This is a genomic window from Bradyrhizobium sp. Mp19 (assembly GCF_029952935.1).
Lineage (GTDB): Bacteria > Pseudomonadota > Alphaproteobacteria > Rhizobiales > Xanthobacteraceae > Bradyrhizobium > Bradyrhizobium elkanii.
This window is the reverse complement of the sequence record NZ_JASAUT010000001.1, coordinates 1-17,526: the sequence shown is the minus strand read 5'-3', so window position 1 is coordinate 17,526 and position 17,526 is coordinate 1. Positions and strand designations below refer to the sequence as shown.

The 17,526-nt window shown below is 65.7% G+C and carries 13 protein-coding genes; 7 read left to right on the top strand and 6 right to left on the bottom strand.

Annotated elements, in window-relative coordinates:
- Positions 1–95 precede the first annotated feature (95 nt).
- Positions 96–1,244, top strand: coding sequence for a GGDEF domain-containing protein (locus QJT82_RS00065; protein ID WP_028345368.1), 1,149 nt, complete (start codon positions 96–98; stop codon positions 1,242–1,244).
- 59 nt (positions 1,245–1,303) lie between these two features.
- Positions 1,304–2,410, top strand: a complete 1,107-nt coding sequence (locus QJT82_RS00060; protein WP_028345369.1) for a DUF2336 domain-containing protein — start codon at positions 1,304–1,306, stop codon at positions 2,408–2,410.
- Between the two features lie 107 nt (positions 2,411–2,517).
- Here the strand turns inward: QJT82_RS00060 and QJT82_RS00055 are convergent, their stop codons facing one another.
- Together QJT82_RS00055 and QJT82_RS00050 are read right to left on the bottom strand one after the other, a co-directional pair.
- On the bottom strand, positions 2,518–3,156 hold the full coding sequence (locus tag QJT82_RS00055; protein ID WP_028345370.1) for a DUF1109 domain-containing protein: 639 nt from the start codon (positions 3,154–3,156) through the stop codon (positions 2,518–2,520).
- 2 nt (positions 3,157–3,158) lie between these two features.
- Complete coding sequence (locus QJT82_RS00050) at positions 3,159–3,704, bottom strand: sigma-70 family RNA polymerase sigma factor (protein WP_264641916.1); 546 nt, start codon at positions 3,702–3,704, stop codon at positions 3,159–3,161.
- A 324-nt stretch (positions 3,705–4,028) separates the two neighbouring features.
- On the opposite strand from QJT82_RS00050, the gene QJT82_RS00045 reads away from it, so the two are divergent.
- Positions 4,029–4,697, top strand: coding sequence for a hypothetical protein (locus QJT82_RS00045; RefSeq protein ID WP_035634317.1), 669 nt, complete (start codon positions 4,029–4,031; stop codon positions 4,695–4,697).
- 124 nt (positions 4,698–4,821) lie between these two features.
- Positions 4,822–5,601 (top strand): enoyl-CoA hydratase, encoded by a 780-nt coding sequence (locus QJT82_RS00040; RefSeq protein WP_016843234.1) that lies wholly within the window; start codon positions 4,822–4,824, stop codon positions 5,599–5,601.
- A 75-nt stretch (positions 5,602–5,676) separates the two neighbouring features.
- Here the strand turns inward: QJT82_RS00040 and QJT82_RS00035 are convergent, their stop codons facing one another.
- The gene (locus tag QJT82_RS00035) at positions 5,677–7,548 is read right to left on the bottom strand and encodes an acetyl-CoA hydrolase/transferase C-terminal domain-containing protein (protein WP_028345373.1); all 1,872 of its coding nucleotides are present in this window, start codon (positions 7,546–7,548) and stop codon (positions 5,677–5,679) included.
- A gap of 243 nt (positions 7,549–7,791) precedes the next feature.
- Between QJT82_RS00035 and QJT82_RS00030 the strand changes: the two genes are divergently transcribed.
- Entirely contained in the window at positions 7,792–9,204 is a 1,413-nt protein-coding gene (locus QJT82_RS00030; RefSeq protein WP_028345374.1) for a TolC family outer membrane protein, read from the top strand.
- Positions 9,205–9,342: 138 nt separating this feature from the next.
- Positions 9,343–10,311 carry an amidohydrolase family protein gene (locus QJT82_RS00025; RefSeq protein ID WP_028345375.1) on the top strand — a complete coding sequence of 323 codons (969 nt, stop codon included), beginning with the start codon at positions 9,343–9,345 and terminating at the stop codon, positions 10,309–10,311.
- An 11-nt stretch (positions 10,312–10,322) separates the two neighbouring features.
- Here QJT82_RS00025 and QJT82_RS00020 read toward each other — a convergent pair whose 3' ends face one another.
- The 3 genes from QJT82_RS00020 to QJT82_RS00010 all read right to left on the bottom strand — a co-directional run bounded on the left by QJT82_RS00020 (position 10,323) and on the right by QJT82_RS00010 (position 16,372).
- Entirely contained in the window at positions 10,323–13,451 is a 3,129-nt protein-coding gene (locus tag QJT82_RS00020; protein WP_264641917.1) for a CusA/CzcA family heavy metal efflux RND transporter, read from the bottom strand.
- 115 nt (positions 13,452–13,566) lie between these two features.
- Entirely contained in the window at positions 13,567–14,814 is a 1,248-nt protein-coding gene (locus QJT82_RS00015) for an efflux RND transporter periplasmic adaptor subunit (protein ID WP_028345377.1), read from the bottom strand.
- Positions 14,815–14,965: 151 nt separating this feature from the next.
- The gene (locus QJT82_RS00010) at positions 14,966–16,372 is read right to left on the bottom strand and encodes a CoA transferase (RefSeq protein ID WP_028345378.1); all 1,407 of its coding nucleotides are present in this window, start codon (positions 16,370–16,372) and stop codon (positions 14,966–14,968) included.
- A 122-nt stretch (positions 16,373–16,494) separates the two neighbouring features.
- On the opposite strand from QJT82_RS00010, the gene QJT82_RS00005 reads away from it, so the two are divergent.
- Positions 16,495–16,782 carry a hypothetical protein gene (locus QJT82_RS00005; protein ID WP_028345379.1) on the top strand — a complete coding sequence of 96 codons (288 nt, stop codon included), beginning with the start codon at positions 16,495–16,497 and terminating at the stop codon, positions 16,780–16,782.
- Positions 16,783–17,526: the final 744 nt, after the last annotated feature.

The window sequence follows — 17,526 nt, the reverse complement described above, 5'->3', positions numbered from 1 at the left end:
ACCGGGGTACACCGGGGTAGATTCGGTTCCAAAAGATACCAAACCTAAAGGCTTTCCCACGTAGATTTTCGCCGAATTTCATCAATGGCGGGACCATGGGCAGCGCTGCGTCGTCACTTCCCGGCCCGATTGCGGGCGCATCGGAAAGCGGCCGTCCCAGGCTCACGGCCGAGCGCCTGGCGCGCCGGGCCAGGCAGCGCCGCCAGATCCAGTCGATGATCGCAGCCTGCTTCGTGCTCGACGCCGTCGTGCTGCTGATCTACGCGCATGCCGGCACCACGTCCGTTTGGGTGGCGGCGGCCTACGCGCTGAACGGCCTCTGTTTGGTCGTTGTCTATGTGATGCTTTCCGAGCGCGGCTTTCACGAACGCTTCCGCGACCATTATCTGGTCGCGCCGCAATCGGCGATCAACATGGTGAACCTGCTGGTGTTCACCTACATCGCGCCGGAAGTCGGCGTGCTGTTCCTCTGCAATCTGTTCGTGGTGTTCGGCTTCGGCGCGCTGCGCACCTCGGCGCGGCAGACCGCGATCGTCTGGACCGTCATGGTGCTGGGCCTCGCCGCACTGTTCCTCGGCACCGACAAGGCGATCGGGATGCCGACCGCGACGCGGATCGATCGCCTCGCCACCATGCTGGTGTTCGCGCTGACGATCGGGCGCTGCATGTGTCTCGGCATCTTCTCCAGCTCGATGCAGCAATCGCTGTATCAGAGCGGCCTGAAGCTGAAGGAGGCCTACCGGCGCATCGAGGAGCTCGCCGAGCTCGATGAATTGACCGGCGCCTCCAATCGCCGCAGCATCATGCGCACGCTCGACGAGGAGATCGCGCGCTGCGCCCGCAACGGCAGCTCCTGCGCGGTCGCGCTAATCGACCTCGACCATTTCAAGCGCATCAACGACGTCTACGGCCATCCGATCGGCGACGAGGCGCTGCGCACCTTCGCCATCGGCATGTTCGCCAACCTCCGCAGCGTCGATCGCTTCGGCCGTTACGGCGGCGAGGAATTTCTGCTGGTGCTGCCCGACCTGTCGCAGGATCAGGCGATGCGCGCGCTCGAGCGGCTGCGCGCGATCATCGCCGATCTCGACTGGAGCGCATTCTCGCCCGGCATGCGGGTGACGATCTCCGCAGGCGTCACGACCCTCAAGCCGCGCGAAAACTCCGATACGTTGCTCGCCCGCGCCGACGGCGCGCTTTACGCAGCCAAGGCGAGAGGACGCAACCGCATCGCCAGCGCCTGAGATCCTTCATTCCCTCTTCGGCGCCGGAGAAGCCGTCGCCACTGCTCCAGGACAGAGTCATGAGTTTGAAGCCCGAGACCGCCCCCGAAAGTCTGCTCGACGAGCTGCAGACGACGCTCGCGCACGGCACCGTCGCACGCCGCGTCGAGACGCTGCGCCGCGTGACCGACCTCTTCATCAACGGCTCGGTGAACTATTCCAACGAACAGATCGTGCTGTTCGACGACGTTTTCCAATGCCTGCTCGAGCACATCGAAAACTCGGCCAAGGCGCTGCTCGCCAACCGCCTCGCCCCGATCGACACCGCGCCGCCGCAGACCATCCGCACCCTTGCCTTCGACGACCTGATCGAGGTCGCGGGCCCCGTGCTGACGCTGTCGCCGCGGCTCGACGACGACACCCTGATCGAAACGGCGCGCAGCAAGAGCCAGGCGCATCTGCTCGCGATCTCGAACCGCAAGACGCTGAGCGGTGCCGTCACCGACGTGCTGGTGCTGCGCGGCAATGACGAGGTGATCCAGAGCGCGGTCAACAATCCCGGCGCGGAGTTCACCGAGCGCGGGTTCACCCGCCTGGTCAGCCGCGCCGAGGGCGACGACAATCTGTCGACCTGCGTCGGCCTGCGCCCGAACATCCCGCGGCATCTCTATCTCAAGCTGGTCGCCAAGGCCTCGGACGCGGTCAGGCAGCGGCTCGAAGCCGCCAATCCGCAGCAGTCCAAGGAGATTCCGATCGCGGTGAAGGAAGCGACGCGACGCGCGCGCTCGGCACCGGCCGCCGTGACGCCGGACACCGCGATCGCGCATGCCCTGGTCAAGTCGCTCTACCAGGACGGCCGGCTCGACGAATTCCAGCTCGCAGCCTTCGCCGAGGCCGGCAAGTTCGACGAGACCAATGCCTCGCTGGCCGCGCTCGCCAACGTCTCGGTCAGCGTCGCCGAGAACATGATGATCGAAACCCGCGCCGAGGGCGTCATGATCCTGGCCAAGGTCTCGGGCCTGTCATGGTCGACGGTGCGGGCGATCATCAACCTGCGCGACGACATCTCGGGCGGCGAGCCGACCGATTTGCAGGCCTGCAAGGACACCTATGAACGGCTGCGGCCGTCGACCGCGCAGCAGGTGCTGCGCTTCCATCGCATGCAGCAGTCCGCGCCCGCGGCCTGAACTCTCAGCCTAATCTCCGTAGCCCGGATGGAGCGGAGCGCAATCCGGGACGTCCATCCGCGGCGAGAATCCCGGATTTCGCTTCGCTCCATCCGGGCTACGATTGCTCAATATCGCAACGCCCGGTTTCCCATCAGCGCGCCGACGCTCGCGACGATCGCGGTCGCCAGCGTGTACCAGGTGGCGACGAACAGCGGCGAGTCATCGGTGCAGTGCGACGCATAGACGGTCGCCGCGAGCCCTGCCGAGAGCAGGCCGGCTATTGCGCCTGCGACCGCCGGCCGCGCCGGCGCGCCCTGCCGCAGCCCGTAGAGCGCGCCGACCAGCAGCGGCAGCGACATCGCGGGGATCGCGGTCATGCAGGCCATCGAATTCTTGCCGATCAGCCGCGTCATCATCGGCGTACGCTGCGGCATCATCATCTCGCCACTGATCGCGGCGACGAGGATGCCGGCGGGAATCAGCAGCCACCAGCCGAAGCCGCGCAGCGAGGCCTCCGGGCGCGACAGATGCAGACTGACCGCGATCGCCGAGGCGGCTAGCGCCAGCGTCACCGCGAATTTCAGATCGAAGAACGGATTGCGCATCGCGCTCATCACGTCGGGCCGCACGCCGAGTTCGGCGAAGAAGATCAGGAGCGAGACCGGCGCCGCCGCCAGCAGTGCCAGCATCAGCGCAAGACCGATCGGACGCGTGCGATAGGCATTGTCGGCGGCCAGGGTTCGAATGAGTTGATCGGTGTCCATGCTCATCGATCCCGTAATTTCGCAGTGAGGCTCGCAAGCCCGCGATGCAGCGCGACCCGCACCGCGCTCTCGCTCATCGAGAATTTCGCCGCGGTGTCCTTGATCGAGGCGCTGTCGACCGCGATCGATTGCAGCACCTCGCGCTGCCGCGCGGGCAACGCCTGCAGCTGGGCGCTCACCTCGCCCGGCGAGGCCGTCGGTTCCGGTGTTTCCCCGGGCAGCGTCTCGGCGAAATCATCGATGTTGACGAAGATCCGCTTGCCGCGGCGGCGCAGCGCGTCGATCAGCTTGTTGCGTGCGATCGCGAACAGCCACGGCGCGAACGCCGCGCTCGTATCCCAGGTCTGTCGCTTCAAATGCACCGCCAACAAGATGTCCTGCACGATGTCCTCGGACTGATCGACCGGCTGTCCCGCGCGCGCCAGGCCGCGGCGCGCCGCGGCACGGAGTACCGGCGTGATGGCCTTGAGCAGGCGATGATACGCCGCGTCATCGCCTGAAATGGCCGACCGCATCAGGCCGGTCCATTCATCCTCACGTTCGCGCACGCAGGCTCCTGAATTGCAATTCGGCCGATCTTTCAGTTCGTTACGCGGCACGCCAGACGATCACGAATTCGTGATTTCTATCCTCCGACCGCGCGCCGAGGATCGGCCTCAAAGAATCGCTCCGGCGGGTTTCCAGACGTCACGGCTCATAACACCGATCGGTCCGACAAGCATCGGTGCTGCTTCTCGCCCGATCGACCACTAGGACGAAATTGCCCAGCTTTTGCCCCCGGATGCCCGAAGATTCCCTTTTTCTGCCCCGGTGTGGACACGCAGCGGGGTCTCTTTTCGCCCTTGGGCGGGCGACATGGGGAGATCATCAAAATGAAGATCAAAGCCAGCGGGCGCTTGGCATTGATGGTTGCGACAGGACTGACAGGGCTTTTCGTGGGTCTCGCCGGTCCGCTGCCGGCACGTGCGGCGGGTTCGGACACATCAGCATCGAAATCCGACAGCGCAACGGCCGACAAGTCCGCGCAACAGAGCCCCCGGCATGGCCGGCGCCATGCGCGCCGCCAGTCCTCCAAAACGGCCGATAAATCCGAGAGCAAGAAGGCCACCAGCAGCGACGCCGGCAGCGTCACCTCGGCAGGCATTCCCGCCACGGTCGCCAACGCCAATGCAGAGCTGACCTCCGGCGACGACAATGCGGCGGCGACGCCGGTGAGAGCCAATGCGTTGATTGCCGCGGCCGACAAGCCCGCGGACCAGTCCGACGGTAATGTGGTCGCATCTGACCAGCTCAACGACGTCGACCGCGCCCTGCAGCAGGAGCAGCCGGCGGAACAGCCGCAGCCGGCCCAGCCGCAGACCGTCCAGCAGGAGGCACCGCCTGCGCAACAGCCGGTCGCCGTGGCGGCACCCAAGCCGGCCCCGGTTCTGGCGAGCAGCGACAGCGCGAGCTGGGACCAGACCTCGCTGATCGGGAAGATCTTCATCGGCTTCGGCGCCCTGCTCACGGTGGCCTCCGCCGCGCGCATGTTCATGGCCTAGCGGAGGCACCTGCGGTGCGGCGCGGGGGGCGCCGCACCGCAGTCCAAAGCCTCGCTTCAGCCACTTGAAGCGCATCCCGTCAGCGGGCACATTGCCCGGCAAATCAGGCACGGGGTTTGCGTCCATGGCTACGTTCGAATTCATCATCGTCGAAAGCAAGGGACCGGTCGGCGTCATCACGCTGAATCGGCCGAAAATGCTGAATGCGCTCTCGTTCGGCGTGTTCCGCGAGATCGCCGCGGCGGTCGACGATCTCGAGGCCGACGACAAGATCGGCTGTATCCTGATCACCGGCAGCGAGAAGGCCTTCGCGGCCGGCGCCGACATCAAGGAGATGCAGCCGAAGGGCTTCATCGACATGTTCAACAGCGACTTCACCGCGATCGGCGGCGACCGCGTCGCCCGTTGCCGCAAGCCGACCATTGCCGCGGTCGCGGGCTATGCGCTCGGCGGCGGCTGCGAGCTCGCGATGATGTGCGACATCATCATCGCCGCCGACACCGCCAAGTTCGGCCAGCCGGAAATCACCCTCGGCACCATTCCCGGCATCGGCGGCACGCAGCGCCTGACCCGCGCGATCGGCAAGTCGAAGGCGATGGATCTCTGCCTGACCGGGCGGATGATGGATGCGGCGGAAGCGGAACGCTCGGGCCTCGTGTCGCGGATCGTGCCGGCCGACAAGCTGCTCGAGGAGGCGCTCGCGGCGGCCGAGAAGATCGCCTCGATGTCGCGCCCGGCGGTCGCGATGGCCAAGGAAGCCGTCAACCGCGCGTTCGAAACGCCGCTCGCGGAAGGCATGAATGTCGAGCGCAACCTGTTCCACTCGACCTTCGCGCTCGAGGATCGCTCCGAGGGCATGGCGGCGTTCATCGAGAAGCGCAAGCCGGTCAACAAGAACCGCTAAAGCATGATCCGGAAAAGTGCGAAGCGGTTTTCCGGACAAGATCATGCGCAGACAACAGGCTAAAGCGCGATGATCTCATCGCGCTTTAGCCCTTCGGCTCCGTTGCAAGGCCGCGGTGACGAGCGCGCGATAGGCGCGCTCGGCGAAATGCGTCGGCTTGTCGAGACCGAGCCGTGCCAGGCATTCGCGGTCGGCGGCCTCGGGCGGATGCCGCATGCCCTGCCACAGCAGGCCGGCGAGTTGCAGCGGCGTGTGCTGCGCCTGCTGCAAGATCTGCAAGGCCGGAATCAGGCGCTGCTCGACATCGGTGAAGTCGCTGCCGAACGGGAATGACGGCAGCAGCCCGGCGTCGCGCGCGGGCTTCAGCGCAGCACCGATGCGCTCGGGATAATTTTCGCGATACGCCGCGGGAATCTCGTGGCTGCGCGGCAGCTTGCCGGCATCCTTGGCCTGCCGCATCAATTCGCCCTGGAAGCGGGAGTCCGACACCTGCAGCATCGCGGCGATCACGTCGGCATCGGATTTCCCCCTGACGTCGGCGACGCCATATTCTGTGACAAAGACATCGCGCAGATGCCGCGGGATGGTCTCATGTCCATAGGACCAGCGGATGTTCGACTGCGCCTTCCTGCCGGACTGACGGGTCGCCTCCAGCGCCAGCACCGAACGTGCGCCCTCGAGCGCGAATGCCTGCGCCACAAAATTATACTGGCCGCCGACCCCGCTCACGACCTGGCCGTTCTCGAGACCGTCCGAGATCGCAGCGCCGAGCAGCGTCGCCATCATCGCATTGTTGACGAAGCGCGCATCGACCCGGGCGCGACGCTTGCCGTCTTCGTCGCCGAAGATCTCGTTGGTGAAGGAAACCGTCATCATCTGGATTCGCGCCAGCTGCTCCGGTGCCATCTCGCGCATTGCCCGGTAGAATGATGGCGGACCCAGGAAGAATGCGCCGTGCAGGATCACGCCGCCAACGTCGCGCTTGAGGATGCCGGCATCGATCAGCCCGAGGAACGCCTCGAACAGCATCTCGCTGACGCCGTAGAGACCCTTTTCGAACGACCCGGTCTCGGCCGCGGCGAGTTGCCCGGTACCGGGCGCAAGGCGCTGCATGATGCCGCGGAATTGGGCGTTGTCGCGATGGCGGACCACGAGCCCCTGCGCCAGCGCGTCGCCGACCTGCCCGATGCCGATCTGCAGCGTGCCGCCGTCGCGCACCAGACCAGCGGCGTGCAAGCCGATCGCATATTTGGTGTCGCTGATCGGCTCGGACGGCGGCGCGAACAGCGGGAAATCGGTCTCGGGACTGTCGAGCACCGCGGCGAATTCGTCCGCCGGCAGCTCGCCGGCGCCGGGCATGAACGGCAGCTCGGAATTGACCTGGCCGATCAGCTTGAACGACGCCCGCCCCTGCGCACGGGCGCGCAGCACGTCGAGCGTGGTGTCGGTGTTGCAGCTCAGGCTGTAACGCGGCGCGCCGTCGACCACGCGCTTGGCAACGAGCTGAGGCACGACATTCAGTCCGCGCGACAACAGGTATGACGCCGCATGGGTGTAGTTGGCGGAAATGTAGTGCTGTTGTGCGAATGGCTGGTGCAGCCACTGCCCCGCGAGGAAGAAGAACTCGATCACCTTGATGTTGGGCGGGAGCGCGCCGTGATGCAGCGCATCCGCATAGGCGAGATCCGGATAGCCGCCGAACAGGCGATCGATCACCGGTCCGATGAAGCGCCGTTCGAGCAGGCTCTTCGGCTTCGGCTTTTCCAGCGTCAGCGCGGAGAACAGCGTCAGATTGATGGAGCGGTCGGCCACTGCCCGCGCATGCAGCGCGTTGACGATGTGGTTGGCCTTGCCGAGGCCGAGCGGCAGCCCGACCACCAGTTCGGTTCCGACGTCACGAATAATGTGCTCCGCGATCGCCTCGGGGTCGGAGAAGAATATCGGCATCAGCAATGGACCCGGAGGAGACAGTGGATAACCGGCGTCGTTGAATCGACGGCCAGCGGTTCAAACTTATACTTCATATGACCGATACGTTCGCCTGTGACGAACCGGCAACAGACAAGAACTGAAATGATGTGCAGATGTCGCGCGGCGGTTTGCCTGTGGCGGCACCGCCCCGTAAACAGGTAGATGTGTCGACGGCGTCGGCGGGGGCGGACTGCCGGGGTTTTTGGTTTGCGGGATCACATGGTTGAGCGTGCCGCGAGGGTCGGCGATGTTGCGAGGCGCGTGCTTTTGTCGGGCCTTGGCGTGCTGGCATGCGCGCTGCTGACGGAGACAGCGGCCCGCGCCGAGAGCCTGCCGGAAGCCCTGGTCAAGGCGTATCAGACCAATCCGCAACTCAATGCCGAGCGGGCTCGCCAGCGGGCGACCGACGAGAACGTGCCGCAGGCGCTGGCCGGCTACCGTCCCCAGATCATCGCCGGCCTGTCGGTCGGGCTGCAGGCGGTGCGCGACCAGCTGCCCGGCAATGTGATCCAGACCGCAACGCTGAAGCCGTGGCAGATCGGCGTCACGGTGACGCAGACCCTGTTCAACGGCTTCAAGACCGCCAACAGCGTCCGCGTCGCCGAGTTGCAGGTGCAATCCGGCCGCGAGGCGCTGCGCAATGTCGGCCAGGGCCTGCTGCTCGACGCCGTCACCGTCTACACCAATGTGCTGGCCAACCAGACCCTGGTCGAGGCGCAGCGCGCCAACGTCGCCTTCCTGAAGGAGACCCGGGCAATCACCGAACGACGCCTCAATGCCGGCGACGTGACGCCGACCGATACCGCCCAGGCCGAGGCACGGCTCAACCGCGGCCTCGCCGACCTCAACGCCGCCGAGGTCAATTTCGCGGTCAGCCAGGCCACCTATGCGCAGGTGGTCGGCACTGCGCCATCCCAGTTGCGTCCGGCCGAGACCGTCGACCGGCTGTTGCCGCGCAGCCGCGAGGATGCGATCGCGCTCTCACTCCGCGAGCATCCCGCCGTCACCGCGGCAGGCTTCGACGTCGACGTCGCCTCGACCTCGATCCGCGTCGCCGAGAGCAGCCTGATGCCGAATGTCTCGGTGCAGGGCAGCGTCAGCCGCAGCCGCGACACCGACACCACGCTCGGCAGCTTCGGCACCGATCAAGCCTCGGTGATCGGCCAGGTCACCCAGCCGATCTATGACGGCGGCACCGCCGCATCGCAGACCCGGCAGGCCAAGGAAGTCGCGGCGCAGAGCCGGCTGGTGCTGGATAAGGTTCGCAATCAGGCCAAGACCGCCGTGGTCAGCGCGTGGGTTGCCAATGAAGGCGCCAAGATCGCGGTGTCGGCCTCGGAGTCCGAGATGAAGGCCGCGGAAGTTGCGCTCGCCGGCGTGCAGAAGGAAGCCGCGGGCGGCCAGCGCACCACGGTCGACGTGCTCAACGCGCAGCAGGATCTGATCACCGCGCGGGCACGGCTGATCGGTGCGCAGCGCGACCGCGTGATCGCCTCCTACACGCTGCTCAGCGCGACCGGACGGCTCGACGTCAAGACGCTGAACCTGAAGACGCCGGACTATCTGCCCGAGGTGCATTACCATCAGGTGCGCGACGCCTGGCACGGCCTGCGCACGCCGTCGGGACAATAGGCATTGCGGAACCGTTCGCACCGCGAACTGGCCCTTCCCGCCCGCTCTCTCCGCCGATAACCTCCGCCCCCGCCGGCAACCCATAATGCCGGCGCGCGTATGACGCGCATAACAGCCGAGCACGCAGGGAGACGTCCAATGCTGACGCGACGCGATATGATGCTGGCTTCGATCGCAGCCGGAGTGACCATGACCAGCAGCAACGCATTTTCCAAGGCAGCGCAACCATCGACCGCGGTAAACTTCGACGTGCCTGCCGGGGCGTGCGACTGCCACACCCACATCCATGGCGACCCCGAGAAATTCCCGTTCTTCGCCGGCCGCGTCTACACGCCGGAGCCGGCCTCGCCGGAGGAGATGAGCGCGCTGCACAAGGCGCTCCATGTCGAGCGCGTGGTGATCGTGACGCCGAGCGTCTACGGCCCCGACAATTCGTCGACCCTGTTCGGCATCACGGCCCGCGGGCCGACCGCGCGCGGCGTCGCTGTGATCGACGACAAGACCAGCGAGAGCGATCTCGATGCCATGAACAAGGCCGGCTTCCGCGGCATCCGCCTCAACCTCGCGACCGGCGGCGTCAACGATCCGAATGTCGGCCGGCAGCGCTTCTCGGCCGCGATCGAGCGGATGAAGGCGCGCGGCTGGCATGTGCAGCTGTTCACCAGCCTCGCCATGATCTCCGCGATCAAGGACCTCGTCGCCACAGCGCCGGTGCCGGTCGTGTTCGACCATTTCGGCGGCGCCGAGGCCGCACTCGGCACGGGCCAGCCGGGATTTGCCGACCTGCTCGCGCTGGTCAAATCCGGCAAGGCCTATGTCAAGATTTCCGGCGCCTACCGCGCCTCCAAGCTCGCACCCGATTATGCCGACGCCACGCCGCTGGCGCAGGCGCTGATCGCGGCCAATGCCGAGCGCATCGTCTGGGGCACCGACTGGCCGCACCCGGATTCGGTGACGCCGCAAGGCAGGAAGGTCACCGACGTGACGCCGCTGTTTCAGATCGACGACGGCCGCCTCCTCAACCAGCTTCCGGTCTGGGCGCCGGATGCCGCGATCCGCAAGGCGATCCTGGTCGACAACCCGGCGCGGCTCTACGGCTTCACCTGATTCCTTCTGAGCTAGCGCTCGCGCGGCCGGCGCGAGAAATAGAAGATCAACACCGGCAGCGTGATCAGGATCACCAGCGGCGCCAGCATCATGCCGGTGACGACGACGATGGCGAGCGGCTTCTGCACCTGCGAGCCGATACCTTCCGAAATCGCCGCCGGCAACAGGCCGACGCCCGCCACCACGCAGGTCATCAGCACCGGACGAAGCTGCAGCTCGCCGGTGCGGATCACCGCGCGCATCCGGTCATAGCCTTCGTCGATCAGCTGGTTGAACTGCGACAGGATGATGATGCCGTCCATCACGGCGATGCCGAACAGCGCGATAAAGCCGATCGCCGCCGAGACGCTGAACGGAATCCCCGAGATCAGAAGCCCGAGCACGCCGCCGAAGATCGCCATCGGGATCACGCTCATCGCGAGCATGGTGTCGACCATCGAGCCGAAATTGAAGAACAGCAGCACCGCGATCAGCGCGAGGCTGATCGGCACCACGATCGACAGCCGCCGGATCGCATCCTGCAGATTGCCGAATTCGCCGACCCACTCGACACGCGATCCCGGCGGCAGCTGCACCTGCTCGTCGATCTTCTGCTGCGCCTCCCGGATCGCGCTGCCGAGGTCGCGCTCGCGCACCGAGAACTTGATCGGCAAATAACGTTCCTGCTGTTCGCGGTAGATATAGGCCGCGCCGGAGATCAGGTTGATCGAGGCCACTTCAGAGAGCGGGATCTGCGTGATGCCGCCATTGGCGTTGGCCACCCCGATCCGCAAGTTCTGGATCGCCTCCGCGCTCTTGCGGTATTCCGGCGCAAGGCGGACGATGATCGGGAAGTGCCGGTCGCTGCCGGGTTCATAGAGGTCGCCGGCGCTGTCGCCGCCGACCGCAACCCGGATCGTGGCGTTGATGTCGCCCGGCGACAGGCCATAACGCGCGGCACGGGCGCGATCGACGTCGATCTGGATGGTCGGCTGGCCGAGCGAGGTGAACACCGCAAGGTCGGTGACGCCCTGCACGGTCGACAACACCGACTTGATCTTGTTGGCGGTGTCGGTCAGCGCCTGCAGATCATTGCCGTAGAGCTTGATCGAGTTCTCGCCCTTCACGCCGGACACCGCTTCCGACACGTTGTCCTGCAGATATTGCGAGAAATTGAATTCGACGCCCGGGAATCTCTCCTGCAACTGCGCCAGCAATTGCGCGGTAAGCACTTCCTTGTCGTGGGTGGTGGGCCATTCGCTGGCCGGCTTCAGCGGCGCGAAGAACTCGGCGTTGAACAGGCCGGCCGCGTCGGTGCCGTCGTCGGGACGGCCATGCTGCGACACCACCGACAGCACCTCGGGACGGCTGCGGATCAGCTTGCGCATCTCGTTGACATAGGCATTGCCTTCCTGCAGCGAGATCGTCGGCGGCAGCGTGGCGCGGATCCACAGATTGCCCTCCTCGAGCTTGGGCAGGAATTCGAGGCCGAGGAAGCGCGCGAAGATGATGGTCATGACCACGAGGCCGGCCGCACCGGTCATCACCATCCTGCGGTTGGCGATCGCCCAGTTCAGCACCGGCACGTAGATCCCGTCGAGCTTCTTGACGATCCAGGTCTCGGTCTCGTGGATGTGCGCCGGCAGGATGATCGCGCTCAGCGCCGGCGTCACCGTGAAGGTCGCAAGCAGGCCGCCGGCAAGCGCATAGGCATAGGTGCGCGCCATCGGGCCGAAGATGTTGCCCTCGACACCGGATAGCGTGAACAGCGGCAGGAACGCCGCGATGATAATCGCCGCGGCAAAGAAGATCGAACGCGACACATCGGCCCCCGCCGACAGGATGGCGTGGCTCTTCATCCCCATCACCGTGTCCTCGGAGATGTGGCTTCGCTCGTCTTCCGACAGCGCGGTGGTCTGCGACAGCCGGCGGAAGATCGCCTCCACCATGATCACGGTGGCATCGACGATCAGGCCGAAATCGATCGCGCCGACCGACAGCAGATTGGCGGATTCGCCGCGCAGCACCAGGATGATCACGGCGAAGAACAGCGCGAACGGGATCGTCGCGCCGACGATCAGCGCGCTGCGGAGGTCGCCGAGGAAGATCCACTGCAACAGCACGATCAGGAGGATGCCGACCACCATGTTGTGCAGCACGGTGTGGGTGGTGAGCTCGATCAGGTCCTTGCGGTCGTAGATGCGCTCGATCTTCACGCCGGGCGGCAGGATCGAGGAATGGTTGATGTCGTGGACCAGCTGCTCGACGCGGGAGATCGTCGGCGAGCTCTGCTCGCCGCGGCGCATCAGCACGATGCCCTGCACGATGTCGTCGTCATTGTCGAGGCCGGCGATGCCGAGCCGCGGCTTCTCGCCGATCGTGACATGGGCGATGTCGCGCACCAGCACCGGATTGCCGCCGGACTGCGAGACCATGGTGTTGGCGAGGTCGTCGATCGAGCGGATCAGGCCGACGCCGCGCACCACGGCCGATTGCGAGCCGATGTTCACGGTGTTGCCGCCGACATTGATGTTGGCGTTGGAAACCACCTGCAACACCTGCGGCAGCGTCAGGCCGTTGGCGACCAGCTTGTTGAAGTCGACCTGGATCTCATAGGTCTTGGTCTTGCCGCCCCAGCCGGTGACGTCGATCACGCCGGGCACCGCACGGAAGCGGCGCTGCAGCACCCAGTCCTGCAGCGTCTTGAGGTCGAGCACGCTGTAGTTCGGCGGTCCCTTCAGGCGGTAGCGGAAGATTTCGCCGATCGGGCTCAGCGGCGAGATGCCGGGCAGCACGTTGCCCGGCAGCGGCGCGAGCTGCGACAGGCGGTTGAGCACCTGCTGCAGCGCCTCGTCATAGGTGTAGTCGAAGGAGAACTGCAGCTTGACGTCGGAGAGGCCGTACAGCGAGATGGTACGGATGGTCTTGAGGTTCTTGATGCCGGCGACCTGGGTCTCGATCGGGATTGTGATGTAGCGCTCGATCTCCTCGGCCGAGAGGCCCGGGCTCTGCGTCACGATGTCGACCATCGGCGGGGTCGGATCGGGATAGGCCTCGATGTTGAGCTGCCTGAACGCGATCAGGCCGCCGATGAAGACGGCCACGAACATGGCCACCATCAAGTAGCGGCGATTGACGGCAAGGGCGACGAGGCGATCCATTCAGATCGGCGCTTTCAACTGGAAGGGACTTTTCTTATTGAGCGTGATCTCCGCGCAAACGCGTTGCGCGTTTGTCGCGAGGGAAAACCGGTTCCCACGTTTCCGGATCATGCGCTTAGGTGCCTGATGCGGCGCGGTCGATGAAGAGGCTTCCCTTCGTCACGATCTGCTCGCCCGGCTTGAGGTTGCCGGCGACCTCGACGAGGTCGCCATTGATGAGGCCGGGCTTGATCTGGCGCAGTTCGATGGTCTTGTCGTCGGGCCTCGCGACCCAGACCCGAACCTGGTCACCCTCGTAGATCAGCGCCTGCTTCGGCACGCCGACCGCCGGATGATCGCCCTTCGAATACAGCGTCACATTGGCGAACATCTCGGGCTTCAGCCGCTTGTCGGCGTTGTCGATGGTGGCGCGGACCAGGAGGCGGCGCGAGGTCGCGTCGATCGCCGCGGCGACATAGTTGACCCGGGCGTTCAGCACCTTGCCCGGCAGCGCCATCACGCTGAAGGTGAGGTCCTGCCCGACCGCGACGCTGTCGGCGTCGGATTCGCGGACAAAGGCGATCAGCCAGACCGTCGACAGATCGCCGATCACGTAGACCGGGTCACTGGCGCCGGTCGAGACATACTGGCCCGGACCGGCCTTGCGCTGGACCACGGTGCCGCCGATCGGCGCGAACACCGTCGTCTCCGGATTGAGGCGGCCCTTCTGCCGCAGCGTCGTGATGTCGTCGTCGCTGAAGCCGAGGATGCGCAGCTTGTTCTGCGCCGCTTCCAGAAGCGTCTGCGCCGAGCGCGCATCGTTCTGCGCTTGCACCAGCGCCGCCTGCGCCTGCTGATAATCCTTCAGCGGGATCGCCTTGCCCTCGGACAGATCCTTGGCGCGCTTCTCCTGGATCTGCGCTAGGTCGAGCGCCGACTGCGCCTTGTTGAGGCCGGTCATCGCTGCGACGTAATCGTTCTGCGCCTGCACGGTGTCGGCCGCCTCGATCACGAACAGCGGCTGGCCCTTCACCACGGCATCGCCCGGCCGCACCATGAGGCGGGTGACGCGCCCGGTGTAGGGCGAATAGACCGGGGTGGAGCGGTCCTCATCGATGCCGATCTTGCCCTCGGTCACCAGCTCGGAGCGGAAGGTTCGCTCGCTCACTGTCTGGAAGGTCAGGCTGGCCCACTCGGCCGCCGACGGCGCATAACGCGCGCCGCCCTTGCGGGACTGGCTGGAGACTTCCGAAGATGTCTGCTTTTCCGTGCCGAAACGCGTGTAGCCATAGGCACCCGCGCAGGCAACCGCCAGCAGCACCGCGGCCACGACCAGGCGCGGGCGGCTAAAGCTCTGCATTCTCTTGGTAAACTCTTTCACCATGCGGTCCGCGGGGTCGATCGTTGCAGCGTCCGGCGGGACAGCCCCAGCGGTGCGCTAATAGTGCTGAATTGGCGTTTCAAACAACCTAAAAATCGCCCTTCGGCGATGCCAGTCGTTAAAGTTTGCATAGCCTGAACGGCAGCTGAATGTCTCATCCGGGAAACTCCGGGGGAGGAAACTCCGGAGGATGGCTGCCGAGCGGCATGGCCGGACGGGACCAATGCGCCGGGGTCCGCGACAGCACCGCCGCATGGCGGACCGAGCTCAGCGTGCCGAAACCGGACGGCACCCGTTCGATGAAGGGCTGCACCGCATCCGCCTTCAGGTCCTCGGTCGCAAGACCTCCCTCGAGGCGGCCGAGATTCCACAGCCAGCGCCCGGTCTGCGCCAGCGATACCCGGACGTGCCAGCTGCCGCCCTCGCGGGCCTGGCGGGCCTTCGCCATCATGGCACCGAACGCCATGAAATATCCGGTCGCGTGGTCGAGCATCTGGGCCGGCAATTCCTTCGGCCCATCGGTGCCCGCCGCCTGTCCTTCGGCATGATTGAAGCCGGTCGTGGTCTGCACCAGCGAGTCGAAGCCGCGGCGCCCGGCCCATGGTCCGGCATGGCCGTAGGCCGACAGCGTCACATAGACGATCCCGGGATTGATCCGCGCCGCTTCCTCCGGCGAGAAGCCGAGCCGTGCAATCGCCTGCGGACGATAGCCCTGCGAGAGAATATCGGCCTGCGCCACCAGACCCTGCATCACGCCCCGCCCCTGCTCGCTCCGCAGCTCAAGGAAGCTCGTGAGCTTGCCGCGGCCGGTGTCGATGGTGAGCCAGGGGATCGCCGGCAGATCGGGACCGGAGATCAGCAGCACGTCGGCGCCATGCGCCGCGAGCGTGCGGCCGGCGACGGGACCGGCGATCACGCGCGACAGATCGAGCACACGGATGCCGGCCAGCGGCCGATTGCCGGCGGGCCACGGCTTCGGCGCAGCCTCGCCGATCTTCTCGATCGAGATCAGCGGCAGCTTTGCCAGTTCTTTGGCATGCGGCGTCGCCGACCACTCGTCCTGCGAGCGCATCAAGGCGACGACGCCGCCGGCGGCGTAGGCCGCGGTCTCGAACGCCTCGCCGTCCCATTGCAGCAGTGCGGCCTGAACCTCGTCACGTTCGGCGTTGCAGCCCAGCACCTTGCAGACGGCATCGCGATGATGCGGGAAATTGGTGTGCAGGCGGACGAAGCGATTGTCTTTGACACGATAGACGCCGGCGATCTTGTCCCAGGCCGGCGGCGGCGGCTTGTCGTCGACGCGCAAATAGCGCTCGCTGCGGCATTCGACGACGGCATGGCGGATGTCGACCGCGACCTCTTGCTGCTCGCCGCTGCGGGCCTTCCAGATCTCGGCCGCCGCGAGGCCGGCTGCTGCGATCGGCGCCTGCGCTGCCGCTGCGACCCGAAACGACGACGGCAGCTGCGGCTCGCTGCCGGTCAGCGCGACCGCATCGAGCGCGGCCGGCGCGCCGCCGGCGCCGGTCCAGACATCGGAAAGGATTTCACGAATGTCCTGCATGCGCATACCCGTTTGCGATTATTCTATGCCCGAGCATGATGACAAAAAGGCGGTGCCCGATCCCAACCGTCATTTCCGGCCCTGCCTATATCTAGCTCTGCCCGACCCACACAGGAGTTGCAATGGCTGCCATCGATCCTCTCACCGCCGGCGGTGTCTTCCTCGCGACCGCAGCGACCGACGCGGTCTATGTCATGTTCACCTCGGCGGTCGTGGCACGCAAGCGCGTGCCGGCGGCGACCTGGAGCAGCGTCTGGTATGTGCTCTCCTCCTATGCGGTGATCAGCTACACCGAAAACTGGCTCTACGTCGCCTTCGCCGCCCTCGGCTCGTGGGTCGGCGCCTATGCATCGATCACCTTCCTGCACCGCCCGCCCGGCGGACCGCCGGTCGGTGCCGCGGTGGAGTAGCATGCAGCGGCTGAGGAAGTCATCCGTCATCGATGCGACGGTGAGACCCGTCCGATAGCGGCCAGTTGTAAGCTGCGTGTCAGCATTCGCGTGTAGGCTGCACGCTCGCATTCTCGCGACATAAGTCGATGAACTGAGCGGATGGACAATGGCGCGTTCGCGCCGCATCCAACATCCCGCTTGCTGCTTCGAGACGGCCGCTGCGCGGCTTCCTCAGCATGACGGTGACGGACATGGGCTGACGGTCTCCTCAATCGTCGTCTTGGCCTAGTGCGCAATTGCGCAGGAGGGGCCAGGACGACGGCGGTGGATGGTCCCCGATTCATGGTGACAAACACACGGGTGTCATCACATGCGAATGCGAAAGCGGGCGATCCAGTATTCCAGAGACGGTCGTGCTTGAGCCGAGAGGGCGCGTCCTCCGCTGTCGTCCCTGCCTAGTGCGCAATTGCGCACGGGAGCAGGGACCCATACGCCGCAGCGGGTGTTGTGGAGGGGACTCGTCGTTGCAGCACGGCTCAACAATGACCATCGGTGGTTATGGGTCCCTGCTTTCGCAGGGACGACACCGAATGTGAGGCGTCGTCTGTGACACACTTCCGCATTCTCGCGACATGATCTGCCCGAGTCTTGCTCTTCGTCTCGCCCTCTCCGTTAGCAGAGGGCACAGGGAAAGCCGGGTGCCGATCGCACCCATGGGCCCCGTGCAAAAGGTAGAAAGCACGGGGGTAGGACCACAGGTGT